The following is a 22,304-nucleotide window of genomic DNA, read 5'->3' on the forward strand; positions in this document are numbered from 1 at the left end:
CGCGTCCTTGCAATTCTCGCAGTGCACCCGCGCGAAGTCGCGCGGGCGGCTCGTCAGAGCAGCTTCGACATGATGTCGCGCTCGCGCTGATCGAGCTTGATGGAGTCGAGCGTCCAGTTGACGAGCTCGTCGGCGACCGAGGCGTCGTAACCGAAGGTGGTGGCGGCCTCCTTCACCGATGCGCGCTCCTCGGCCGCGAGCTCTCCGTCGGCACAGGCCACTTCGACGAGCATGCGCAGCAGGGAGGCGCGCAGTTCGCGGATTTCGATCTTGCTGACGATGTCGCTGAGCCGGCCGGGCTTCTGGAACTCCGCCTCGATGAGGGCGGCGACCTGCGGGTCGCGGGGCGACAGGCCGATGTTCAGCACCACCTCGTCGAGCTGCTGGCGCTCCTCCTCGGTGATGCGGCCGTCGCTCGCCGCCACGTTGGCCATGGCCTGGACGAACGCCAGCAACTGCTCCTGGGGGTACTCGCTCGACATGTCATCTCCTGGGTAGGCGGCATGCGGCTGGCTGAGGGCTCACCGCCAGCCACGGAGCCGGACTGCTCGTTCACGCAGGATAGTGGCGGCCCACGAGGAGCGAAAACGGTTTCAGCCGGACACCGGCCCCCGCACCCGAACGAGGAACACGGGTTGGGGACAATTCAGGATTGTCTCCACGAGGCGGTGACGCAGAAGGCCAAGCCCCCTCGCTTCTCGTCACTGAACCCGTGACAATCCGCGGCATGACCCTGCGACTCTCGATTCTCCCCCTGTTGATATTCTCCCTCGCGGTCGTACCTACCCTTTCAGCTTGTGGCTCCGATGACGGCGATACACCGCCGGATGCGGGCACCAGGCCCGACTCAGGCACCCCGCCCGACTCAGGCACCGAGCTGGATGCTGGCGCCGAGTTCGACGCGGGCACTGAGTCCGACGCGGGCACTGAAGTCGACGCGGGCACCGAGGCCGATGCGGGTACCGAAGTGGACGCGGGCACCGAGTCCGATGCGGGCACCGAAGTGGACGCGGGCACCGAGGTGGATGCGGGCACCGAGGTGGATGCGGGCACCGAGGTGGATGCGGGCACCGAGCCCGATGCGGGAACTACTCCCGATGCGGGCACCGAGCCCGATGCGGGCACTGAACCGGACGCGGGCACCACTCCTGACGCGGGCACCACCCCTGACGCAGGCACCACTCCCGACGCAGGCACCACTCCCGACGCGGGCACCACTCCCGACGCGGGCACCGACCCCTTCACCACCTGCGAGGGCACGTGCAAGGACACCGCCGTCACGGTTCAGATTGACGGGAACCAGCGCGTCCTGCCCCGCGCCTACTTCGGCTACGAGGAGCCGACGAACGCCGGGGACCCGTGGACGCTGTGGATCGAGATCAACAACGGGCCGACGGGTGAGTGCCCGTCTGAGACTGCGCCGACCCCTCCGCAGCTCGTCAACGTCTACTCGGTGAAGGTGCCGGTGGACACGACTCCGGAGATGGGCTCTTCGGGGGAGGGAGGACCGACCGCGACGCTGGCCGACTTCGAGGGCGCGCTCCTCTCCTGGCCTCCTTTCGCTCACAGCACGAACCTCACCTTCACGCCCGTGGCGGCCTCGCTCTGCCCCAGCTGCATCAAGGCCGGGGCGCCTCCCACGTCGCACTTCGTGGCCTTCGATGTGGCCGGCACCTACGAGAACGGCGCCATCTCCGGCCACGGATACGCGACCTACTGCCCCTCGCTCGACCGCATTCAGAACGACGTACCGGACGCAGGCACTGAGCCGGACGCAGGCACCACTCCCGACGCGGGCACCGAGCCCGACGCGGGCACCAGCACGGATGCTGGCACCGACCCCTTCACCACCTGCGAGGGCACGTGCCAGGACACCACCGTCACGGCCCAGATGGACGAGAACCAGGTGGCCCTGAACCACGCCTACTTCGGCTACGTGGAGCCGACGACCGCTGCGGACCCCTGGCGGCTGGTGTTCGAGCTCAGCAACGGCGAGACGGATGAGTGCCCGTCTCCGACAGCGCCACTCCCGCCGCAGATCGCCACTCTCGAATCGGTGAAGGCACCGGTGGACACAACCCCGCAGACGGGCTCCACGGCGGGTGGACCGGCATCGTACTTGTTCGACTTCGATGGCGCACTCATGCCGGAGTATGCCGCTAGCGACACGGGCCTCACCTTCACGCCAGTGGCGGCCTCGCTCTGCCCCAGCTGCATCAAGGCCGGGACGCCTCCTCCCGCGAAGCACTTCGTGGCTTTCGACGTGAACGCCACCTACGAGAACGGCGCCGCCGTCTCCGGCCACGGGTACGCGACCTACTGCCCCTCGATGAACACCCTCCAGAACAACTGAGCGCGGTCCTGACACACGTTCCCCCGGCCCTCCGATTCGGGAAGGCCGGGGGACCCCCGGTCAGCCCTTGAGTCGCAAGAGGCGCCGCGTGGCCACACACACCACGCGGCCCTCCAGTGCCTGGAGCCCGTGCTCCCGGCAGAACGCGTCGTAGGCGGAGGGCCGATCCCCTTCGATGTGGAACAGCGCCCGGGGCAGGACCGTGTCCGCCAACTCCTCGGACGGCGTGAGGTCCGTCACCCCGAGCGTCCGGACCACCAGCTCCTCCAGGTGGGCCTGCCCCTCCACCGGCCTCCGGGAGAATACATACGAGAGCGCCCCCACCGTCTGGGTCGGCGCCACGGGACGCAGGTTGTCCGCCGCGAGCAATTCCTCCCAGAGGACCTCATGCAGGTCCCTCGCGGCCGCCGCGAGCGTCATGGACACCACCAGCCCTCCGCTCACCACCACGCCCCGGCCATGCCCCAGGTCGAAGCGGTGATGGTCCAGGTGGATGGGGTGCGTCACCAACAGCTGCGTCGAAAGCGCCAGGTTCGCCGTCACGCCCAGCGGCCTCGCGAAGCCGTGCAGCAGCAGCTCGCCCTCCTCGAATGACGTCGCGGGGGCGGCGCGCGGCGGCACGTCCTCCAGCCGCCGTGTGAGCGCATCCCGGAAGGCCGTAGCCATCTCCTGCTCCTCCGCCCCCTGCTTCGCCGCGGAGGGGGACGGACCAAAGGACTCCGGCTGGCGGCGATACAGCTCCAGCTTGTCCAACGTGAAGACGGGGACGTCGTCCCCCACGCGCAGCATGCGGCGGTGGGTCGTCACCACGGCGCGCTTGCCGTCCCCGGTGTTGCGCACCGAGCGCACCTGGATCTCCTGCCGGAAGGTGTCCCCCACCCGCAGCGGCGCGAGCTGCCGCGCGTCGCGGAAGCCCAGGTGATAGATGGCGCCGTGCGTGCTCGACATGCTGCACGCCAGATAGAGGCCCATCATGAAAGGCAGGGGCGGAGCGTCCGGACCGGACAGCCCCAGCCGGGCCGCGAACGGTGCGCTCGTCACCACCCGGTCGTGTGAATAGAAGCACTGGACCCACAGGTCGCGCATCCCCGCCGTCGCCGTCATCTCGTACGGATTGGGCAGCACGTCGTCCGGACTGGGCGGGCGGTGGAGCGCGTGCGACACGCGGCGCCCCCGCACCCGTGGCTCCGCCTCCGTGGCCAGCACGGCCGGAGGACAGAGCGCGAGCATCCGGTGCGCGGCCTTCAGGTGCGGCGGTCCCACGAGCACACCGTCAACGACAGCCATCCCCTCCGTCTCCGCCGCGCCACCAACACCGGACGCCGTGAGCCCCGGCACCTTGCGCGTCAGCGTCGCCAGCGCACCCTGCCCTTGCGCCTGCGTCACCTTCCGGGCCCACGCCAGCTCCGATGCCGTGGGCGTCATGCAACGGTTCACGGTGTCGAGCTGATCCGGATGCAGGCAGCACTTGCCCGTGAAGCCGTGGACGTGGCCATCCGCCGAGTGCTGCTCCAGGCCGATCCGGTCCGCGACGTTCGTGTACGGCGTATCGAACGGCTCGATGCCCGCCGCGCGCGCCGCCATCACCACCAGGCTCCGGGGATGCGCGAGCGTGAGCTCCGCGTGCGGCAGCGCGCCCGCCAGCCGGAAGAGGTCGCCGTGCCCGAGCATCAATCCCAGCAGGCGCCCCCCGCCCGCCACCGCCAGCCGCCCCACCTCCAGCAGGGCCGCCGGGGTCTCGATGAGCGGCAGGAAGCGCGTGTGTCCCCGGGGCAGCCCCCGGGCCTCCTCCAGCACGCGGATGCGCTCGTGCAGCGCATCCAGGTCCTCCGGACACGTCGTCATGGTGGGCATCAGCGCCGTCAGCCCCGGCAGCCCGATGCAGGCCTCCAGGTCCGCGTCGAGCAGCTCGGGCCGCGCCGCCTCGTTGATGCGCACCACCACCGGACGTCCGGCGAATGTGCCTGCCTTCAACGCCTCCACCAGCCCTGCTCGCGCGGCGGCCTTCGCGGCCAGGGGCACGGCATCCTGCAAGTCCACGATGAAGCAATCCGCCGCCAACCGCGCGGCGTTCACGAAGGCGAACTGGGGAATGAACAGCAGGCTGCGCCAGGTGGCCGGGGGCCGCGGCGCCTGAGACACGTCTTCCATGAGGGTGCGCTCCAGGAGGCCCGACCCGGGTCAATTCACTGGAATTGAGAAACACAACCAGGCGGCCGTGACGCACTCCTATCCCTTCGCGAAGGCGCCGCCATTGAGCACTTTGTTGCATTGACAGAGGCGGAAGGCGTGGCCTGCGTCATGGCGGTGGCCATGCATGGGAATGCTCTCTTTCCTTCTGCCCTGGCTCACGGCCCCTGGAACCGGTGGGCCGTGATCACGGACCGGCCCACCATCTTCGTCGTGGACGATGATCCGCCCGTGCTGCGCAGCATGGAGCGCGTGCTCCACACGGAAGGCTACGCGGTGCGGAGCTTCGTACATCCCCGGTTGATGCTGGCGTGCGAGCCCTGGCCGGGACCGGGCTGCGTGCTCATGGACCTGCGCCTTCCGGAGCTCGACGGGTTGGAGCTCCAGGAGCAGCTGCGGAAGGCGGGATGGCGACACCCCGTCGTCTTCGTCAGCGGCTATGGGGATGTGCCCGTCGCCGTCCAGGCGATGAAGGCCGGTGCGGTGGACTTCCTGCCCAAGCCCGTCAGCACCGAAGCACTGTTGGCCGCGGTGTCTCAAGCGCTCGCGCGAGACCAGACCTTGAGGGCCGCCCACGCCGAGCACGAGCGGCTCCGCCTGCGCTTCTCCACGCTGACTCCCCGGGAGTGGGACGTATGCCGGGGCGTGGCGAGGGGACTGCTCAACAAGCAGATCGCCGCGGAGCTGGGCACGGCAGAACAGACCGTGCGGTTCCAGCGGGGCCGCGCCATGGCCAAGCTGGCCGTGGGCTCCGTGGCGGAGCTGGTCCGGCTGCTGGACAGATTGGAGCCACCGTCCGGCGCGAATCCGGGGACGCGGTAGCGCCAGCGGCCTTCGCGCCTCCTGACGTGGAGGCGCGAAGGCGGGGACTCACGGGGCGACGACGCGCTCGAAGGTGGCCAACTGCATCTCCAGCTTCCACTGCAACATCGCGCGCGTGTTGGCGGCCAGGAAGCTGTTGCAACCGGCGGACACTGCGGTCTGCTCCGGCTTGTCGGAAGCGCAGGCATCCACCGTCTTGGAGAAGTCATCCCGGGCGGCCCAGAGGCTGTCGCCCTCCGCGAAGGCGTGCTCCAGGCTGGCGCGCGCCATCTGCTTGAGCGTCTTGTACTCGAGCTTCTGGTCCGTGGCGGCGGCGACGTACTCCTGGGTGATGTCCCCGCGCAGGATCCCCGAGTCGTCGGTCGACAGCGCGACCGGCACGTTGTTCTTCAGATAGGCGGCGAGCGGGTGCGCCTCTCCCGACATGCCCAGCAGGACGCGGTTGGAGGTCAGGCAGATCTCCACCATCACGCCCGCGTCATGCATGTCGCGCAGCAGGTCCGCGGCGCCATCGCCAGACGTCTCGGCGAGCACGTCCGCGCCGTGGCCGATGCGCTCCGCATGGGCCTTCTCCACGGCCTCGCGGATGTGGAAGGTCATGTGCTGCTGGTCCTGCGCCGTGAGCACCGCCGGGATGAGCTCCCCGGCGTGCAGCGAGACATGGACCAGCTTGCGGCCGACCTCCTGGTCATTGAAGTCGTCGAGCGTGCCCAGGGCGAACATCTCATCCTGGTAGAAGGCCAGGGAGTTGGCGTTCTCCTCCGGGGACACCAGGTTCACGCCGACGATCTCCGGCACCTTCTGGGCCAGCTCATAGGCATACACCCACTGTCCGAAGACGTTCGTCCGGTCCGCGGTGCGGTTGGCGGAGACGATGAGCCGCACCTCCACGCCGCAGCCGGGATCCGGCTGGGCCGTGCCACACCCCAACAGGGTGCGAGTGCCCGTCAGGGTGTTCGCGATGCTGGTGGCTTGCGCCGTCAGGGCGTTCTGGAAATCCGGCAGCGCGATGAGCTGCTGCCGTTTGGCCAGCAGGGTCGCCTTGTCCCAGGTGTCCGTGGACGTGAACAGCGGCGTCGCGAGGCTGCCACCCCGGCCCGCGCCAAAGCCTTGCATCAGCTCCACGTAGACCTGATGGTGCCTGCCCGCGCGCGAGAGGATGTCCGCGTAGCTGTCGTCATTGCGCGAGTCGTTCTGCACCGCGCCGTACTTGCCGAAGGCGTCGAAGAAGTGCTGGTGCGCCGTCAGCAGGGGCCCCGGGTGGTCCTCCATGGACCAGGCGCTCAGCACCGCATCCCGCAGGGCGAGGTCGCTCTCCGTCTGGGACAGGGGCACCGAACCGGCCGCGCACGGGTTGCTGGCCACGAAGGTCGTCGTGTTCACGCAGGCGCCGTCCTCGGCGCCCCACGCAATCAGCTTCTCCGTGGTGATGGCGCCGGAGGTGTGGCTGTGCAGGTCGCCGCCCTTGGGCATCTCGAAAAGGAAGGTCCCGAGCGCCGTGGCGTCGCTTCGCAGCGACTCCATGTGCTCGTTGACCCGCTCCTCTCGCGACTTCTCAACAGGCGGGACGGGATCCTCTTCACTACAAGCGCTCAGACCGAGCGCGGCGACGATGGCGAATGATGAGAACTTGAGCATGGGGGTAATGGCAATCCTTGTGGAGGTGCGGGGCGCTCCGTACAGGGTGCCAAGGAGAACGTGAAGCGATTTTCTCGTCTATCTCATTTTACTCGAATGTATATGAGAATGGATTCAAGAGGGACCCAGGTCGGACGCCGCTCGCTCCGCGCGGAGGCAGAAGCGGGCGCGGGGCGGCGCCCTCGGCCCCGCCCTCGCCCCACCCTCCCGGCTCCGTCGTCCCTATCTTCAAGCTGCTGGGGCCGCCGGTAGCTCCTCCCCGGAGTCCGGGAGGCCCACCGCCATGGGAGGCGAGCCATGAACGCCGGAGCACCCGAGCCCACCGAAGCAGTCCCCCACTACGTCCTGGAAGGCCGGGTGGTGACGCTCAACTCCGGGGACGAGGTGATTGAACGGGGGCGCGTCCTCGTCCGTGGCAGCCGCATCGTCGCGGTCGAGCCGTCGGGCGGCCCCCTCCCCGAGGCCTTCCGGAGCGCCCCCACTATCGACACCGGCGGGACGCTGTATCCAGGGCTTATCGACCTTCACAACCACTTCGTCTACGACGTGCTGACGCTGTGGCGGGTGCCGAAGCGCTACTTCAATCGCACCCAGTGGCCTCGCCACGCGGAATACGCCACGCGCATCTCCCTGCCCATCCGAGTGCTTGCTGGCCACTCCCCTTCTGCCCGCGCGGTCGTCCGCTACATCGAAGCCAAGGCGCTGCTGGCGGGCACGACCACCGGTCAGGGCATCCGGACCCGCGTGTCCGGCGGAGAAGCCCTCTTCCGGGGCGCCATGCGCAACGTCGAGGAACCTCGCGACGACCACCTGCCCGCGGGCAGCACCCGCGTGATGGACCTGCATGACGACGCCGAGGACATCGAATCCTTCCGCGACGCCCTGAAGTCCCGCGCCGCGTACTTCTACCACCTGGGCGAAGGCGTGGATGATTACGCCCACCGCCGCTACGCCGACCTGGCCGACCATGACCTCGTCCAGCCTTCACTGATTGGCATCCACAGTCTGGGATTGCAGCGCCCGGACCTGGACAGGATGGCCGCCATGGGCGCCAAGGTCGTGTGGTCCCCCTTCAGCAACCTGCTGCTGTATGGACAGACACTGCACATCGCGGACCTGCTCGGCGCGGGCGTGACGTTCTCCCTGGGCTGTGATTGGTCCCCTACCGGCAGCAAGAACCTCCTTCAGGAGCTGAAGGTCGCCCGCCACGAAGCAGCGCGACAGGGCGTGTCCCTGTCCTCGAAGACATTGGTGCGCTCGGTGACGGCGGACGCCGCCCGGGTCACGGGTTGGCAGACCCAGCTGGGCACGCTCCGCGCCAACGCCCTCGCGGACCTGTTGGTCATCGCGGGCACCGACGGCGACCCCTATGACGCGTTGATCTCCGCGACGGAGAAAGAGGTGCGCCTCGTCGTCGTGGATGGCGTTGCCCGCTACGGAGACCGCGCGCTGATGGAACCGCTCGCCTTCGACCCGGGCCATCCCTCCGAGCCCTGGACCGTCGACGGCGTCGAGAAGGCCTTCTCCCTGTGGACGGACGACTCCCCCCTCAACGACGTGGGCTTCGAAGCGGCGCGCTCCCTCCTCGAAGAGGCCATGGCGGACCTGCCGGACTTCCGGCGGCGGATGGAGCGCGAGGAGCGCGATCAGCTGCGTTCCGGTGCCCCCAGGCCCTTCGAACTCGTGCTCGACAATGAGCCGCAGGACGTCGTCGCCTCCGGCCCGGATGCCTCCACGTTCGTCACCGACCTCGAACGCGTGGCCGGGCGGATCACGCTCGACGCGCCCACCGTGGGCGGGCCGGACTACTGGGAACTCCTGTCGTCGCAGATCAATCTGGATGACACACTGAAACAACAACTGAGGTCGGACTACGCGTGAAAGGCGTCCGGCCGAGGAAATAAATGCCCCTGACGGCGTAACCCCGGTGCGACGGCGGCACTGGACAGTGCCGGAAGGGACATTTCGAATGAATCACAGCGTGCGGAAGGCTGGATTGGCGGCGCGTACACGGATGCCGAAGCGGTGCAGGGCATGGTGCTCCAGGGCTCCAGCGTCGTCCTGGGCAGGGGTGACCACTTCGCGGCCGTGCGCATCACCTCCAGCGGCAGCCAGGACATGACGTTCGGGACCTCCGGCATCGCGAAGAGCGAGGGCGGCCAGGCCCACGCCCTCGTGGCGAGGCCCAACGGAGGCCTGCTGCTCGCGGGCGAACGGCAGGACGCGAAGGTCGGCGGCGAAGCGCACGGCGTGCTCAAGCTCGTGGCGTACACGGCGGACGGCAAGCCGGACGTCACCTTCGGCCCCGCGGGCGTGCGGGAGCTCACCGCACCCGTCGGCGTGCTCGACGTGGTGGACGTCAGCGGTCTGCGCATCCAGACGGATGGGAAGATCCTCGTCTTCGCGGACGTGTACGCGAAGCCCGTGCTCTTCCGCCTGCTGGCCAACGGTGAGCTGGACATGTCCTTCGGCACGCCGGCGTGGTGCGCTGGCCGGAGACGCCGCTGGCGGTGCCGCTGTTCATCCGCTCCACCACCGGACCGAAGCTGGCCATCCTGGGCGACAAGGCCTTCGTCACGGAGGCGAACATCTTCTCGCCCGGGTACTTCCCCAGCGAGAACGCGTACGTGCTGCTCAAGAGCACGGGGCTGTAGGCCCCCAGACAAGAAGCCCGGCCTCCCTCGTGGGCGCCGGACTTCCTGGACAGACGCAAGGCCTTGAAAGGCCTAGCAGGTCTTGTTGTAGAGCGCGATGCAGTTGTCCTTGAGCTGCTTGGTGGTGCACTTGCCGTTGTCCTTACAGACGCCGATGTCCGTGCCCGGCCACTTACAGTACAGGAGCGTGACCCAGCAGTTGGGGCCCATCGCCGAAACCTCGGACGGCGACTCCATCGACGCCAGCGGCTCGTCCGACGACGTCATCGGGTCGTGGTCGAGGATGATGTTCTGACCGGACTCGGTGGAGATCATCTCGGCGTTGTCGGACGGGTAGTCCTCCACACCCGTCCCACATCCCACCAGCGGAACCGCGGCCAGCATGAGCCCCAGGAGCAGCTTCTTCATGGTTGGTCTTTCTCTCGGTCAGTCAGGGACGCCCGAAGGGACGCACCGCGTGGATGGCCACCATCCACAGACTCGAACACTATATTCAAGAACAAACAGAACAAACTGGATTTACCTCCTACGCCTGGGAGGACTGCGGATTCTGAACAGAAGGTTCCCACCTTGACATCCTGGGGTCTCTTGGACCGGCCCACCGTGCGTGAATCAGTCGTTGAAGACGGGCGGAGTCGTCTGGGTGAGGATGGGCACCGGCTTGTCGCCGGACATCGCCAGCAGGCCCTTGAGGCACCGCGCGGCGAGCAGCCAGTTCTTCGGGTTCTTCATGTCCAGCCCACCGACGAGCTGTTTGAGGATGCTGAGCGTGTCGAAATAGACGCGCTCGCACACCAGGGTCTCCGACGCGTCGAAGATGAAGTACGCAGACATGCGCACCCGGAACGTGTTGCCCGTGGCGGGAATCCGCCCCAGCGGCCCCAGGTGGGTGCCCATGAGCCAGAACTCCACGATGACGGCGTCATCGCTGTGCCGAAACGAGATGATCTCGTGGTGCTGGTCCGGGAAGGCCACGCGGGTTTCGCGGTAGTAGTCGCGCACCGCGCTGTTGCCGTCATGCACCGTCAGGGTGGGGATGAGCTCGTAATGCGGATGAGGGAAGGTCGACAGGACGGCGTCCCAGTCCTGTCGCACCTCGTCGTGGAAATGGGCCAACACCAGCTTCTGCCGCGCCTTGCGGACCTGCGCCGTGAGCATGCCTGTCTCTCTTGCCGGGGGATGTTTCTGAAGGGTCCGGCGCCCGACCGCCTCGATACAATCCTGCTTTATCGCGGAGGTCGGATTGACACGGACCGTCTAAAATTCCACAATTCCAATTGCAACTCAAAAGGAGCCGCACATGGACAAGAAGAGCGCGATGAAGAAGTTCGTGATCCGTGAAGTGGAGACCGTGAAGACGACGGCGGCCTTCTATGACTGCAAGGTCTGCTTCCCTCTGTGTGAAGTCCTCGGTGACGTCCTCACCGCGAACTGATTTCACCTCGTGACAGGGGGGACTGCGGCCCGGGCCGCAGTCCTCTTCATCCCGACATGAGCTGGCTCGATCACGCCGCGTCCGTCACCGTCCATCCCTTCACGCGCCAGGCCGGAAGCGATGAGGTGGTCATCGGCCCCACGCCCGCCGGACGGTTCCTGTCCCTCCCGCTGGAGGCGGTGGCGCTGCTGGACGAGCTGGCCCTGGGCAAGACGGTGTCCGAGGCCCGGACCTGGTACGAGTCCCGTTACGGGGAGGAACCCGACATCGAAGGGCTCCTGGAGCACCTGTCCGCGTATGGCATCGTGAGCCTGCCAGGAACGGTCCCCCAGCCGGCCCCGTCCGTCACTCCGGCGGCCACCCGGCCGACGTACCACCTGACCTTCATCTCCGAGCGCGTGGCCCGCTTCTTCTTTGGCCGCGTGGCCGTGGCCCTCTACGGGGCGGTCATCCTCGCGGGCGTCGTCGCGCTCGTCACGCACCCCGGCCTGCTGCCCACGTGGCGCGCCCTCTTCATCCCGGAGCACATCACCGCCACGTCGCTGCTCGTGATGTTCCTGAGCCTGTCCACGCTCGCGCTCCATGAGCTGGCCCACCTGGTGGCGGCGCGGTCCAGGGGCGTGTCATGCAGGCTGGGCTTCGGCAACCGGCTCTGGACCCTGGTGGCTGAAACGGACATGACGGGCGTCTGGGCGCTCCCCAGGTCCCAGCGCTTTCTGCCCATCCTCGCGGGCCCCATCTACGATGCCGTCTGCGCGTCGCTGGTGTTGCTGGTGCTGCTCGCATCCCAGAAGGGCCTCATCCTCCTCTCCGAGTGGATGCTCCGGATAGGCACCATCCTCCTGTTCATCCACGGGATGCGCCTGCTGTGGCAGTGCTACTTCTACGTGCGCACGGACTTCTACTACGCGCTGACCACGTTCTGGGACTGCAAGGATTTGATGCAGGACACGGAGGACTTCCTGCGCAATCAGCTCGCCCGGCTGCGCGGCAGGAGCGGTCCGGTGGACCAATCCCATATCCCCCAGCGGGAACGGCGGGTCATCGCGCGCTATTCGGCCGTCTGGCTCGCCGGCCGGATGCTGGCCTTCGGGCTGGTGTTCTTCGTCCAGGTACCGCTGATCATCCACTACCTTCCCCTCATCCTGCGCGCCATCGCCGCGGGGCTCCAGGGCGGCCTGTATGCCTTCCTGGACTCCCTGTTCGTCATCACGGTCTGGCTGGTGACGGCGACGCTGGGACTGACACTCTGGATCCGCGAGCTGCGCACTCCCGCCCGCCGTCCGACGAGGTAAAGCCATGCAGACCCCTCCCCGCTCGACCCTGTCCTTCTCCGAGGTTCGTGGCCACACCGCCGTGCTGGAGGCCGCGGAGGGCCCCTCCCGGGAGCGCCTGCTCCAGCAGGTGGTCGCGGAGGCAGGCACCGCGGCCAACGCCCACGTGTTCAACGCGGACATCAACGAAGCGGGTCCGTGGACGGGCCTCCAGCAGCTCCTGCGGAACATGCTCCCCCGCCTGCGGGCGGAGGCCCCGGACCTCCTCGAGAAGCACGCCTACGAGCTGGAACACATCCTCCCCGAACTGGATGGCAAGCTCGCCCAGGGACGGCTCAGCCTGACGGACTCCACCCCCGCCCCCGAGCGCGTCCGCAGCTATCCCATCGACCGCGCGTTCCGGCTGCTGCATGGCTGCGTGGACCTGATGCTCTCATGGCGGGAGCGCATCGACGGCGCCCCCTGGGTGCTCGCCTTCGACGCCGCGGACCGGGCAGGCGCCCTGGTGATGCGCTTCTTCGCGGAGCTTTCGCGGCGGTACGCGGACGGTGACGCGCTGACCCTGCTCCTGGCGATCAGCCCCGGGCAGGGGGAAACACTTCGCGGCCGCCTGGGAGAGCAGTGCCCCGTCACGCACGCCGTGCTGGACCTGCCGCACGAGGCGCCGCCCGCCGTGGATCCGGACCAGCAGGGACAGGAGGCGCGGGAGCTGGAGTCGCGCATCCACGGCAGACAGAACGCGGAGATGTACCTGCCACGCCTCATCTCGCTCTGGAGCAGGAGCCGGACCCCGGAACGGGCCCTGCGCTGGCACTGCCTGGCGCTCTCCCTCTACAACCACCATGGGTACTACGAGGACGCGCTCACCTTCGCGCGGCCCATCCTGGAGGACCTGGACTCCGCCATCGCCAACAACGGCAAGTTCAGCCGGTGGGACATCATCGCGGGGCTCTTCAACGCCCTGGTCGCGACCGGAGAGCCCGAGAAGGCCCACGACCTGGTGTTCCACGAGGCCTACTCCAAGATCACCGAACCCAACGACCTGGTGAGCATCTGCTACTCGCTGTCCATGATGCACGCGCGCTTCCTGAAGAAGCCCGACTTCACGCTGGCGGAGCAGTTCCTGGAGCGGGCCCGGGACGCGGTGGAGCGCTGCACCCTCCCTGACGACGAGAAGCACTTCCTCACCGTCTTCAACCTCAACGGGCTCGCCCTCATCCGCCACCGCCAGGGCCGTCCCGACGAGGCCATCAAGCTGTGCCGCGAGGGGTTCGACCACCTGCGGCGCCACCTGCACCAGGAGCGGCACCGGCTGCATCGCTCGGTGCTGCTCTACAACATCGCGCAGGTCAACATGTCCATCCGAGCCTACGAGGACGCCCTGCACAACTACTCGGCGGCCATCGAGATGGACCCCCACTACTCGGAGTACTTCAACGAGCGGGGGAGCGTGTACCTGCGCATGGACCGGCTGGAGGAGGCCGTGGCCGACTATCTGCGCGCCATCGAGCTGAGCCCCCCGTACCGGGAGGTGTGGACCAACCTGGGACAGGCCTGGCGGCGGATGCAGAAGTGGAGTGATGCGATCCACGCCTATTCCAAGGCACTCGAATTGGATCCCACCCAGGTGCTGCCACGGGTGGGGCGGGCGCAGGCCCATGAGGCCCTGGGGCACATCCAGGAGGCCATCGAGGACTACAGCGCGGCCCTGGCGCTGGACGGCCAGCAAGCCCTGGTCTGGGCCAACCGCGCCTCCCTCCACTTCGAGGCGGATCAGCTCGCCGAGGCGGCGGCGGACCTGGACAGGGCCATCGACCTGGCGCCAGGGACGGCCGACCTGTTCCAGAACCGGGCCCTGGCCCGGGAGCAGCTGGGGCGGCTGCGCGAGGCGAGCGAGGACTTCCGCCAATACCTTGTCCTGTCCCCCGCCGCGGAGGACCGCGACGAGGTGGAAGCACGGCTCGCGGCGCTCGACGCGCGGCTGCAAGCGGCATGAGCGGACCCCAGGCGCCAGACAGGCATGGCCCGTGCAATCACTTTCCAGCGCAGGACCCCCAACCCCTCTCCACGGAGCAAGGCCATGGACATGCGCTGGAAGAATCGCGGCTCACTCATTCGTAACGCACTCGGACTCGGATTGGGCGTCGGGCTGCTGTTCGCCGCGACGCCGGGCATCGCCAGGGACGCGACGGGCGAAGGCTGCACGTGGTTCTCCGGCGTGGAGAGCTGCCCGATTGACGCCTCGCAGCTGTCCGCCACGAACGAGGGGCTGCTCGTCCAGAGCAAGGATGGCAAGCAGGCGGGGGTGAGCCTCCGCCTGGAGGGCGCCACCGGCTGGGATGCCTGGCTGAGCCCGCTGGAGCCGGACTGGAACAGCCGGATGCTGCTGACCTTCATCGGGGCGCAGCCGGACGGCACGTCGGAGCTGCTGGAGCGGGTGGTGGTGGCCCGCTCGAAGGCGGAGAACCAGGGCGCCATCTACGTGGACCCGTCTGTCCACGGGGCCTCCACCTACACCGTGCGCGGCTACGTCGGAGGGCAGCTGGCCTTCGAACGCTTCGGCGTGGCCCCCGTCCCGGAGAGCTTCGGTGGCCCGGCGGGCCCGGGGGATGACGCGAAGTTCTCCCGGCTCGTGGCCTTCCCCGGGAGGTGGGGCAGTGGCCATGGCGTCATCGCCGGCCCCAATGGTGAGGGCTGCACGGGCGGGCTGGACTTTCCGTTCCCCAAGCCCGTCCGCTTCCCCGACCACACGCTGTCGGTCGCGGTGGACCTCGTCACCTTCCGGCCCGAAGGCGTCCAATCCAACTCACACGCGCTCCGGGAAGTGTCCCTCCAGGGAGTGGGGCTGCAAAGCTTCACCCTCCAGAAGGTGGCACGCACCCCCTGATGTCTGAGAGGCGATAGCGGTCAGGACCTTCGCGTGTAGCCGGATTCGCTACGAATCCGGCTACATGCGTGGCAATTCCGGTCACAGCCTTCGCTGTCAACGCCAGAGGCAGCGCGTGTCCAGGTGGTAGAAGTCCGAAGGCACGAACGGGTCCCACGTCTGCCGCACGAAGTAGAGCTGGCTCAGGTCGCGGCTCAGCGTGGGGTGGAACTCGTCCTTCTCCGTGTTCACCGACGGCCCCAGGTTCGCGGCGGGCGTCCAGGTGCCCGCGACGTTGAAGCTCACGTAGAGGTCGCCCAGTCCGTAGCCTCCGGGGCGGTTGAGCGCGGCGAAGACGAGCACCCGCCCATCCGGGGACACCCAGGGGTTGTATTCCCACGAGTCAGGGCTGTTCACCGCGGGGCCCAGGTTCTCCGGCGCGGTGTAGCGATTGCCCTGACGCCGGACGCGGTACATGTCGAAGTCCGTATCGAACGTGCCGCTCGCGAAGTAGACGGTCCCGTCGCGCGTCACGCTGGGGTACAGCTCCTCCCTCGGCGAGTTCACGAGTGGCCCCAGGTGCTCGGGCGTCCCCCAGCCGTTGCGGACGCGGTGCACGACCCAGAGGTCGGTGTCCGGGCGCTCGGCGCCTCCGTTCGCGGGGCGGGTGGAGGAGAAGAAGAGGGACTGCCCATCCGGAGAGAGGAACGGATCCGAGTCCTTGTACGTGCCCGAGAACGACACCACTTCACCGGGCCCCCAGTGGCCGTTCTTCAGGTGGGCCACGTAGATGGCCTGGTACGGCGGCGTGTCCGAGTCGACGTGGTAGTACGCCGTCTTCCCATCCGCGGACAGCGCGAGCCGGTACTCCGAGCGCTCCTCCAGGGAAATCTCTCCGGGCGCGAAGAGGCTGCCTCCCGGCTCGCACCGGGGCCGCGACCCGAACGCGAACTCCGACTCCAGCTCCTGGGCCCCTGCGGCACCGGACACCGCCACCGCGGAGACGGCGAGGAGGACGTTCATCGACCACTGCCTGGCGAAACGACGCATGTGCATCTCCTTTGTTGAAGGCACCGTCGCCCGGCGGCGGCGAAGCGGTCCAAGGAGATGTGACGAACCGTGGAGGGTCAGGGACGAACGGTGGAACGCAGCCTCACGTCTGCAACTCGAGCGCGCGTTGCACCTGCGCGCGGTAGCTGCGGCCCGAGGTCAGCCGCGTGCCATCCCGCAGGACGAACACGTACTCACCGGGAGGGAGCGGCTCCACCTCTTCGATGCGGTCCAACCGCACGATGAATGAGCGATGCGCGCGCAGGAACTGCCTGGGGTCGAGCTTCTCCTCCAGCGCCGCCATCGTCTCGCGCGTGAGGTGCGACTGCTTGCCCACGTGCACGGCGACGTAGTTCCCCTCCGCCTTCAGGTAGTCGATGTCCTCCACGGGGAGGAAGCGCATGCGCCACCCCACCCGGGCCACGAGCCGCGTCACGTAGCGCTCGGGTGTGGCGGATGGACGGGCGGCGAGCGACTCGAGCCGTTCGAGCAGCGCCGCGTCCAGGGAGGACGGCACGGTCCGCCGCCGGTCGCGCGCACGCTCCAGGCTCGAGCGGAAGCGCTCACGGTCGAAGGGCTTGAGCAGGTAGTCGAGCGCGTTGGCCTCGAACGCCTGCACCGCGAAGTCCCGGTGGGCCGTGACGAAGATGACCGCGGGCGCGGGGCCGGGGGCGAGCGCCCGGAGGACGCCGAAGCCGTCCGGCCCGGGCATCTCCACGTCCAGCAGCACCAGGTCCGGACGCTCGGCTCCAATGGCCGCGATGGCCTCGTGGCCGTTGCGGCACTCCCCCACGAGTTGCATGTCGGGGGCCTCCGCCAGCAGGTCCTTCAGGCGCTGACGGGCGAGCGGCTCGTCGTCGACGATGAGCACGCGCATGGCGGCGCTCATGGCGAGGGCTCCGTGCGGAAGGGAATGGCGAGCGCCACCGTGGTGCCGCCGCCCGCCGCGTCCCGGAGCTCCAGCCGGTGGGCACCGCCATACAGCTGCACCAGGCGCTCGCGGGTGATGCGCAGGCCCCGGCCGCCGCGCACGCCCTGGGAGATGTCCGCCGGGCGCTCCTTGAGGCCGACGCCGTCGTCACGGACCTCCAGGTGGAGCTCGGGCCCCTGGCGCCGAGCGACCAGCGTCACCGTCCCCGGCTCCGAGCCCGGCGCGATTCCATGCTGGATGGCGTTCTCCACGAGCGGTTGGAGCACGAGGTGCGGGACGTGGGCGCCGAGCGCGTCCTGCGCGATGTCGTGCTTCACCGTGAGCCGGTCCGCGAAGCGCACCCCCTGGATGTCCAGGTACGGCTGCAGGGCTCGCAGCTCCTCCTGGAGCGACACCTCCTCCGTGCCCGCGGCGTCGAGCGTGCCGCGGAGCAGGTCGCTCAGCCGCGCGATCATCCGCTCGCTCCCGTTCGGGTCGCGATGCACGAGCGCGGAGATGGAGTTCAGCGTGTTGAAGAGGAAGTGGGGGTGGAGCTGCGCCTTGAGCGCGTGCAGCTGCGCGCGGGCCAGCTGGGTGTCCCTCAGACGCAGCTGGTCCGCGTAGTAGACGGCGTGCGCCACGCCGAGCACGGTCAGATAGACGAACGGGTTGGAGAGCAGCGCGTGCTCGAGCACGTCCACGAAGGGCGGACGCTGCGCGTACCAGCCGACCCAGGGGTCCAGGGAGAAGATCATCGCCGCGCGGATGAACGAGACGGCGAGCGCTCCGGCCACGTGGAGCGCGACCCGCGACGTCACCTGCCGCCGCTCCAGCGGGAAGCGCAGCCCGAACTCGAGGATGGCCATGGAGAGGGGCACCCAGAGGACGTGGGCCGCCATCGACGTGAGCAGCGCATGTCCCCATTCCATCCCACCCACGGAGTGGGATTCGCTCGCGGCCGCCAGGCCGGCCAGCGACCAATAGGCGGTTGCGACCGCCCACCCCTGCCAGTTTCCGCGACGTGCCATGACGCCGCACTCTACGCCCGGCTTATGCTCGGAACGCCATGTCGATCCTCTACGCGGTGCCCTCCATCGGCAATTCGACCAACGCCCAGAAGGGCCCGACGTGCTGGTACTACGCGGCCAAGATGGTGGCCCGCTGCCATGAGCCATGGCCTCCCGCCGGACAGAAGTGGATCTCCCTCATCCGGAAGATCAGCACCTTCATCGCCGACAACGGCCAGAACCTGAACAACCTGGGCGACCAGGAGCTGCTGCAGGCGCACCAGGGCTTCATGGGCTCGGCGAAGAACAAGGACAAGGTGCAGCTCAACTCCGCGTTGAGCCGGACGGGGTTCAAGGCCCTGGACCCCGTCTACAAGTGGGACCACCTGCCGGACTCCATGGTCAACCCTACCAATATGCAGCGGGTGCCCATGCCGACCTTCATCCGGCCGCAGGACATGCCGTTGCCGCAAAACATCCAGGGCTCCCTCAACCAACTCGAAGGGCGGCGGTTCGACGGGCTGGACGAGGTCCTTCAGGTCCTGACCGGGCAGCACAGCGAACAAACCATTCGCTTCTATCGCAGCCAGATTGAAAGCAGCTTCGTCGCCACCAAGAAGCACAGCGCCCAGGAGGTCGAGGCGTCCCTGCAACAATTCACGGAATGGAAGAAGCAGGGTTTCGCCCGCGGCTATCTACTGACGATGCTGGGCTTCAAGGGTCTGGACAAGCTGACGACGATGGACACCCTGAGCAGCACCAGCAAGCTCGACGTCTTCATGAAGGCCCACGGCCCGCTCTGGTGTGGCTCCCCGCTCAGCATGGGGGCGATCGACAGCAACACGATGCACAACTATACGAAGTCGGTTGGCTTCGCCGCATACAAGTGCCCGCTGGTCGCGACGTCGGGGGCATCCACGCATGCCATCGCCATCTGTGGGGTCAGCGTGAACAAGGACTGCATCTACTACCGCGACCCCAACTTCAGCGGTCACGTCTTCTTCACGGACTTCAATGCGTTCTCATCCGCCTTCGGGTCGGTGCTCAAGGATCCGAATGTCGGCCTGATGTATTACGTGAAGAACGCCAGCGGAGGGACCCTCTGCCAGCAGCTGTCGAATTGAGGCCCCTCCGCGAGCCGCTCACTTCGCCTTCGTCTTGAGCGGGACGACCTGGAACTTCGACTGGACGTACTCGAAGGTGCCCAGCTCCTTGCCATAGGCGGAGTCGGGCTCATCCACGTAGGACGTGATGCGGATGACCCGGCCCTTCCGGGGCAGGTGGTAGGCCAGGATGGAGCCTCCCCAATCGTTGAGGTGCTTCCGGGTCAGCCCGGGTTTGCCCTTGGGCGCGATGAGCCCCGCGTTGTCGTAGAGCTGGATGGCCTTCTCGAGGGGCACATCCAGGGCGTTCTTCTCGAGCGTCCAGCCCGACTTGTCACAGCGGTAGACCGCGGTGTTGATGACCGAGGCCCCGGTGCCCACGATCGCCAGGTGGTAGCCCTCCGGGTTCTTGAAGAGGGCGGCCTCGAAGGTCGTGCCGGAGTCGTCCTCCGTGGACAGGTAGCCGTTGGGCACGTCGCGGACATTCCACTTCAGCCCTACGAATTCATCCCCGAGGGGCCGCCCGGATTCATCGTCGGGGTCCACGGCCTTGGCCGACTTCGCGGTCGCCTTGAGGTGTACCTCCAGGTACTTGAGCGCGGTCTCGATGTTGGTGGTGGCACAGCCAGCGCTCGCCGCCGGCTTCGCGGGAGGTGCTGAAGCCAGCGACAGGAGGACGACAGCCTTCAAGAGCATCACGGTGGGGTCCTTTCCAGGGGCCGGCGGGAATGCGCGCCGGAGTCCCCAGCACTCTACTCCACCGCCAATACCTCCCATCCCCAAACGCGGCACCCAAACCCTCTCCATGTGGCCTCAGGCGTCACAATCGGCAGCATCCTGTGGCAATAGTTGCCACAGTTCACGAAAAGCACCTTCGCAATTCCAGAGGAGACATTCGCGGCACGCCTTGTGCTTTGTGCACGGGCTCCACTTGCCGGGCGGCCCCTTGAGCAGGGCCTGGCCGGCCTTCCGCTGGAGCAACAAATGAAGAAGTCCTTTGGAATCTTCGTGGGCGCCTGCCTCGTCGCGGGCTTCGCCGCGACTGTCCATGCCGCCGTCAATGGGGCGCAATGGGGTGCGGTCGCCACCATCTACGGCGGCGGCACCGGCACGAACCCCAACCCGGAGTTCACCGGCAACTGCACGGCCTACCTGCAGCTGTGGCCCGCGGAAGGGAACGAACAGCACATCATCCAATGGATGACGGTGGCCGCCCCCACTCCTGCCGCATGCAGCGCGCTCGTCAGCGCCTACGTCAACGATCCCAATACGAACTGGAAGGTCAACCTCAACCTCCCTCTGTGCGCCTGCGCCTCACCGAGCATGGGGCGGGTCCTAGAGCTCTCCGATGCCAGCCCCTCGTGGACGCTGGAGCAGGAGCAGTCCCTGGAGGCCGAGTTGCAGGATTTGAGGCAGGAGTACCGCGTCAATGAGTACTACGAGCAGGTCCGGTTGCTCGTGGAGGAGCGGATTCAATAGTCCCTCGGCTTCCACATCCATGAGGCCCCTGGTCGCGCCGTGGGGCCTCATGTCACGAAAGGGACGACTCACCCCGGGCGGAGCACCAGCAGCCGCACTTCCGTCATGTCCTCCATGGCGTAGCGCACGCCCTCGCGGCCCAGGCCGGAGCCCTTCACGCCGCCATACGGCATGGTGTCCACCCGGAAGCTGGGCACGTCACCGACGACGACACCGCCCACCTCCAGTTCGTCCCAGGCCCGCATCGCCCGGGACAGATCCTGCGTGAAGAGGCCCGCCTGGAGGCCGTAACGGCTGTCATTCACCCGGTGAAGGGCCTCGTCGAAGTCGTGGAACGGCTGGAGCAGCACCACCGGACCGAAGGCCTCCTCCGCGCACAGCGCCGCGTCTTCGGGCACGCCTTCCAACACGGTGGCTTCGAGCAGCGCGCCGCGCCGCCCTCCTCCCGTCAACACCTTGGCCCCTCGCTCCACTGCCTGTTGAATCCATCCCTCCAGCCGCCGCGCCGCGGGCTCGTCAATCAGCGGCCCCAGCGTGGTGGACTCATCCCGGGGATTGCCCGCGCGCAGGGCCTTCGCCCTCGCGACGAGCCGCTCCCGCAGAGCGTCGTACAGCGACTCGTGCGCGAGTACTCGCTGCACCGAGATGCAGCTCTGCCCCGCCTGGAAGAAGGCCCCCTGGGTGATGCGGTCCGAGACGAAGTCCAGGCGCCCGGCCTGGTCCGCGTCCACCACGCAGGCCGCGTTGCCACCCAGCTCCAGCACCACCTTCTTGCGGCCGGCTCGGGCCTTCAAATCCCAACCCACCTTCTCCGAGCCGGTGAACGACAACAGCTTCAGCCGGTCGTCCTCGATGAAGGGCCCCACGTCCTCCAGACGCGTGGGCAGCACGGAGAAGGCGCCTTCGGGCAGCGCTGTCTCCGCGAGCACCTCCGCCATGAGCAGCGCGCTGACCGGCGTGCGGTCCGACGGCTTGAGGACGAAGGGGCAGCCCGCGGCGATGGCGGGCGCCACCTTGTGCGCCACCAGGTTGAGCGGGAAGTTGAACGGCGTGATGAAGGAGCACGGTCCCACCGGCACGCGCTGCGTGAAGCCCCGGTAGCCCGCGGCGCGCGATGACACCTCCAGGTTGAGGACCTCTCCGCCGCCGCGCACCGCCTCCTCCGCCGCCGCCTTGAAGGTCTCGATGAGGCGGGTGACCTCCGCCCGTGCGTCGCGCAGCGGCTTGCCCGCCTCGATGCAGAGGGCGAGCGCGAACTCCTCCGCTCGCTCCTGGAAGCGGCGCACGCAGTGCTCCAGCACCTGCTGCCGGGCATACGGCGCCAGCTTGCGCATGGGCCCCGTCGCGCGCACCGCCGCGGCGATGGCCTCCTCCACGGCGGCCGCGTCCGCGACGGCCACTCGCGTGACGACCTCCCCGGTGTACTTGTCGGTGACGGGCAGCTCCGCGTTGGGCTGCCTCGGGCGGTTGGCCACGTAGTACGGATAGCGCTCAGCCAGCATGACGTTCCTCTCCTTCGCGTG

21 protein-coding genes are annotated in these 22,304 nt (G+C 68.0%); 10 read left to right on the forward strand and 11 right to left on the reverse strand.

Translation table 11 applies throughout. The annotated features are described in order from the left end of the window. Nucleotides 1–53: 53 nt before the first annotated feature. Nucleotides 54–482: a tellurite resistance TerB family protein gene (locus D7X99_RS26205; protein ID WP_121780168.1), complete on the reverse strand. Its 429-nt coding sequence runs from the start codon at nucleotides 480–482 to the stop codon at nucleotides 54–56. Nucleotides 483–727: 245 nt separating this feature from the next. Between D7X99_RS26205 and D7X99_RS43905 the strand changes: the two genes are divergently transcribed. Next, the gene (locus D7X99_RS43905; RefSeq protein ID WP_233613738.1) at nucleotides 728–2,353 is read left to right on the forward strand and encodes an MSCRAMM family adhesin SdrC; all 1,626 of its coding nucleotides are present in this window, start codon (nucleotides 728–730) and stop codon (nucleotides 2,351–2,353) included. Nucleotides 2,354–2,413: 60 nt separating this feature from the next. Here the strand turns inward: D7X99_RS43905 and D7X99_RS26215 are convergent, their stop codons facing one another. Next, a complete protein-coding gene (locus D7X99_RS26215; protein ID WP_121780169.1) occupies nucleotides 2,414–4,504 on the reverse strand; it encodes an aldolase/citrate lyase family protein in 2,091 nt (696 codons plus the stop codon). Nucleotides 4,505–4,726: 222 nt separating this feature from the next. Between D7X99_RS26215 and D7X99_RS26220 the strand changes: the two genes are divergently transcribed. After that, nucleotides 4,727–5,365 carry a response regulator transcription factor gene (locus D7X99_RS26220; RefSeq protein ID WP_304997803.1) on the forward strand — a complete coding sequence of 213 codons (639 nt, stop codon included), beginning with the start codon at nucleotides 4,727–4,729 and terminating at the stop codon, nucleotides 5,363–5,365. A 48-nt stretch (nucleotides 5,366–5,413) separates the two neighbouring features. On the opposite strand, the gene D7X99_RS26225 is transcribed toward D7X99_RS26220, so the two are convergent. Further along, on the reverse strand, nucleotides 5,414–7,003 hold the full coding sequence (locus tag D7X99_RS26225; RefSeq protein WP_121780170.1) for an adenosine deaminase: 1,590 nt from the start codon (nucleotides 7,001–7,003) through the stop codon (nucleotides 5,414–5,416). Between the two features lie 297 nt (nucleotides 7,004–7,300). On the opposite strand from D7X99_RS26225, the gene D7X99_RS26230 reads away from it, so the two are divergent. Further along, nucleotides 7,301–8,884 carry an amidohydrolase family protein gene (locus tag D7X99_RS26230; RefSeq protein WP_121780171.1) on the forward strand — a complete coding sequence of 528 codons (1,584 nt, stop codon included), beginning with the start codon at nucleotides 7,301–7,303 and terminating at the stop codon, nucleotides 8,882–8,884. Nucleotides 8,885–8,977: 93 nt separating this feature from the next. On the opposite strand, the gene D7X99_RS43910 is transcribed toward D7X99_RS26230, so the two are convergent. Beyond that, entirely contained in the window at nucleotides 8,978–9,250 is a 273-nt protein-coding gene (locus tag D7X99_RS43910; protein ID WP_233613746.1) for a hypothetical protein, read from the reverse strand. Nucleotides 9,251–9,483: 233 nt separating this feature from the next. On the opposite strand from D7X99_RS43910, the gene D7X99_RS43920 reads away from it, so the two are divergent. Next, nucleotides 9,484–9,657, forward strand: a complete 174-nt coding sequence (locus tag D7X99_RS43920; RefSeq protein ID WP_233613748.1) for a hypothetical protein — start codon at nucleotides 9,484–9,486, stop codon at nucleotides 9,655–9,657. A 72-nt stretch (nucleotides 9,658–9,729) separates the two neighbouring features. Here the strand turns inward: D7X99_RS43920 and D7X99_RS26240 are convergent, their stop codons facing one another. Beyond that, complete coding sequence (locus D7X99_RS26240) at nucleotides 9,730–10,065, reverse strand: hypothetical protein (protein WP_121780172.1); 336 nt, start codon at nucleotides 10,063–10,065, stop codon at nucleotides 9,730–9,732. Nucleotides 10,066–10,269: 204 nt separating this feature from the next. After that, nucleotides 10,270–10,815, reverse strand: coding sequence for an ester cyclase (locus D7X99_RS26245; protein WP_121780173.1), 546 nt, complete (start codon nucleotides 10,813–10,815; stop codon nucleotides 10,270–10,272). A 142-nt stretch (nucleotides 10,816–10,957) separates the two neighbouring features. On the opposite strand from D7X99_RS26245, the gene D7X99_RS44320 reads away from it, so the two are divergent. From D7X99_RS44320 to D7X99_RS26260, 4 genes are all read left to right on the forward strand, one after another. Further along, nucleotides 10,958–11,092, forward strand: coding sequence for a hypothetical protein (locus D7X99_RS44320; RefSeq protein ID WP_255429572.1), 135 nt, complete (start codon nucleotides 10,958–10,960; stop codon nucleotides 11,090–11,092). Between the two features lie 56 nt (nucleotides 11,093–11,148). Beyond that, nucleotides 11,149–12,387 (forward strand): site-2 protease family protein, encoded by a 1,239-nt coding sequence (locus tag D7X99_RS26250; RefSeq protein ID WP_121780174.1) that lies wholly within the window; start codon nucleotides 11,149–11,151, stop codon nucleotides 12,385–12,387. Nucleotides 12,388–12,391: 4 nt separating this feature from the next. After that, nucleotides 12,392–14,362 (forward strand): tetratricopeptide repeat protein, encoded by a 1,971-nt coding sequence (locus tag D7X99_RS26255; protein WP_121780175.1) that lies wholly within the window; start codon nucleotides 12,392–12,394, stop codon nucleotides 14,360–14,362. Between the two features lie 84 nt (nucleotides 14,363–14,446). After that, nucleotides 14,447–15,253 carry a hypothetical protein gene (locus tag D7X99_RS26260; protein WP_121780176.1) on the forward strand — a complete coding sequence of 269 codons (807 nt, stop codon included), beginning with the start codon at nucleotides 14,447–14,449 and terminating at the stop codon, nucleotides 15,251–15,253. A gap of 96 nt (nucleotides 15,254–15,349) precedes the next feature. Here D7X99_RS26260 and D7X99_RS26265 read toward each other — a convergent pair whose 3' ends face one another. The 3 genes from D7X99_RS26265 to D7X99_RS26275 all read right to left on the reverse strand — a co-directional run bounded on the left by D7X99_RS26265 (nucleotide 15,350) and on the right by D7X99_RS26275 (nucleotide 18,220). After that, nucleotides 15,350–16,282: a PD40 domain-containing protein gene (locus tag D7X99_RS26265; RefSeq protein WP_121780177.1), complete on the reverse strand. Its 933-nt coding sequence runs from the start codon at nucleotides 16,280–16,282 to the stop codon at nucleotides 15,350–15,352. Between the two features lie 103 nt (nucleotides 16,283–16,385). Then, nucleotides 16,386–17,171 (reverse strand): LytTR family DNA-binding domain-containing protein, encoded by a 786-nt coding sequence (locus D7X99_RS26270; RefSeq protein ID WP_121780178.1) that lies wholly within the window; start codon nucleotides 17,169–17,171, stop codon nucleotides 16,386–16,388. After that, entirely contained in the window at nucleotides 17,168–18,220 is a 1,053-nt protein-coding gene (locus tag D7X99_RS26275) for a sensor histidine kinase (RefSeq protein ID WP_121780179.1), read from the reverse strand. The genes D7X99_RS26270 and D7X99_RS26275 overlap by 4 nt, the downstream gene beginning before the upstream one ends. A 38-nt stretch (nucleotides 18,221–18,258) precedes the next feature. Between D7X99_RS26275 and D7X99_RS26280 the strand changes: the two genes are divergently transcribed. Then, nucleotides 18,259–19,323 (forward strand): hypothetical protein, encoded by a 1,065-nt coding sequence (locus D7X99_RS26280; RefSeq protein WP_121780180.1) that lies wholly within the window; start codon nucleotides 18,259–18,261, stop codon nucleotides 19,321–19,323. Between the two features lie 18 nt (nucleotides 19,324–19,341). On the opposite strand, the gene D7X99_RS26285 is transcribed toward D7X99_RS26280, so the two are convergent. After that, entirely contained in the window at nucleotides 19,342–19,998 is a 657-nt protein-coding gene (locus tag D7X99_RS26285) for a hypothetical protein (protein ID WP_233613743.1), read from the reverse strand. A 288-nt stretch (nucleotides 19,999–20,286) separates the two neighbouring features. On the opposite strand from D7X99_RS26285, the gene D7X99_RS26290 reads away from it, so the two are divergent. Beyond that, entirely contained in the window at nucleotides 20,287–20,781 is a 495-nt protein-coding gene (locus tag D7X99_RS26290; protein ID WP_121780182.1) for a hypothetical protein, read from the forward strand. A 68-nt stretch (nucleotides 20,782–20,849) separates the two neighbouring features. Here the strand turns inward: D7X99_RS26290 and D7X99_RS26295 are convergent, their stop codons facing one another. Further along, nucleotides 20,850–22,283: an aldehyde dehydrogenase family protein gene (locus tag D7X99_RS26295; RefSeq protein WP_121780198.1), complete on the reverse strand. Its 1,434-nt coding sequence runs from the start codon at nucleotides 22,281–22,283 to the stop codon at nucleotides 20,850–20,852. Nucleotides 22,284–22,304: the final 21 nt, after the last annotated feature.

It is taken from the genome of Corallococcus sp. AB032C (assembly GCF_003668935.1).
GTDB lineage: Bacteria > Myxococcota > Myxococcia > Myxococcales > Myxococcaceae > Corallococcus > Corallococcus exiguus.

Bases quoted from the DNA above. Each gene is read 5' to 3' on its own strand.
- D7X99_RS26205 (WP_121780168.1), bottom strand. From the start codon at position 482: ATGTCGAGCGAGTACCCCCAGGAGCAGTTGCTGGCGTTCGTCCAGGCC.
- D7X99_RS43905 (WP_233613738.1), top strand. From the start codon at position 728: ATGACCCTGCGACTCTCGATTCTCCCCCTGTTGATATTCTCCCTCGCG.
- D7X99_RS26215 (WP_121780169.1), bottom strand. From the start codon at position 4,504: ATGGAAGACGTGTCTCAGGCGCCGCGGCCCCCGGCCACCTGGCGCAGC.
- D7X99_RS26225 (WP_121780170.1), bottom strand. From the start codon at position 7,003: ATGCTCAAGTTCTCATCATTCGCCATCGTCGCCGCGCTCGGTCTGAGC.
- D7X99_RS26230 (WP_121780171.1), top strand. From the start codon at position 7,301: ATGAACGCCGGAGCACCCGAGCCCACCGAAGCAGTCCCCCACTACGTC.
- D7X99_RS26240 (WP_121780172.1), bottom strand. From the start codon at position 10,065: ATGAAGAAGCTGCTCCTGGGGCTCATGCTGGCCGCGGTTCCGCTGGTG.
- D7X99_RS26245 (WP_121780173.1), bottom strand. From the start codon at position 10,815: ATGCTCACGGCGCAGGTCCGCAAGGCGCGGCAGAAGCTGGTGTTGGCC.
- D7X99_RS44320 (WP_255429572.1), top strand. From the start codon at position 10,958: ATGGACAAGAAGAGCGCGATGAAGAAGTTCGTGATCCGTGAAGTGGAG.
- D7X99_RS26250 (WP_121780174.1), top strand. From the start codon at position 11,149: ATGAGCTGGCTCGATCACGCCGCGTCCGTCACCGTCCATCCCTTCACG.
- D7X99_RS26255 (WP_121780175.1), top strand. From the start codon at position 12,392: ATGCAGACCCCTCCCCGCTCGACCCTGTCCTTCTCCGAGGTTCGTGGC.
- D7X99_RS26260 (WP_121780176.1), top strand. From the start codon at position 14,447: ATGGACATGCGCTGGAAGAATCGCGGCTCACTCATTCGTAACGCACTC.
- D7X99_RS26265 (WP_121780177.1), bottom strand. From the start codon at position 16,282: ATGCGTCGTTTCGCCAGGCAGTGGTCGATGAACGTCCTCCTCGCCGTC.
- D7X99_RS26270 (WP_121780178.1), bottom strand. From the start codon at position 17,171: ATGAGCGCCGCCATGCGCGTGCTCATCGTCGACGACGAGCCGCTCGCC.
- D7X99_RS26275 (WP_121780179.1), bottom strand. From the start codon at position 18,220: ATGGCACGTCGCGGAAACTGGCAGGGGTGGGCGGTCGCAACCGCCTAT.
- D7X99_RS26280 (WP_121780180.1), top strand. From the start codon at position 18,259: ATGTCGATCCTCTACGCGGTGCCCTCCATCGGCAATTCGACCAACGCC.
- D7X99_RS26285 (WP_233613743.1), bottom strand. From the start codon at position 19,998: ATGCTCTTGAAGGCTGTCGTCCTCCTGTCGCTGGCTTCAGCACCTCCC.
- D7X99_RS26290 (WP_121780182.1), top strand. From the start codon at position 20,287: ATGAAGAAGTCCTTTGGAATCTTCGTGGGCGCCTGCCTCGTCGCGGGC.
- D7X99_RS26295 (WP_121780198.1), bottom strand. From the start codon at position 22,283: ATGCTGGCTGAGCGCTATCCGTACTACGTGGCCAACCGCCCGAGGCAG.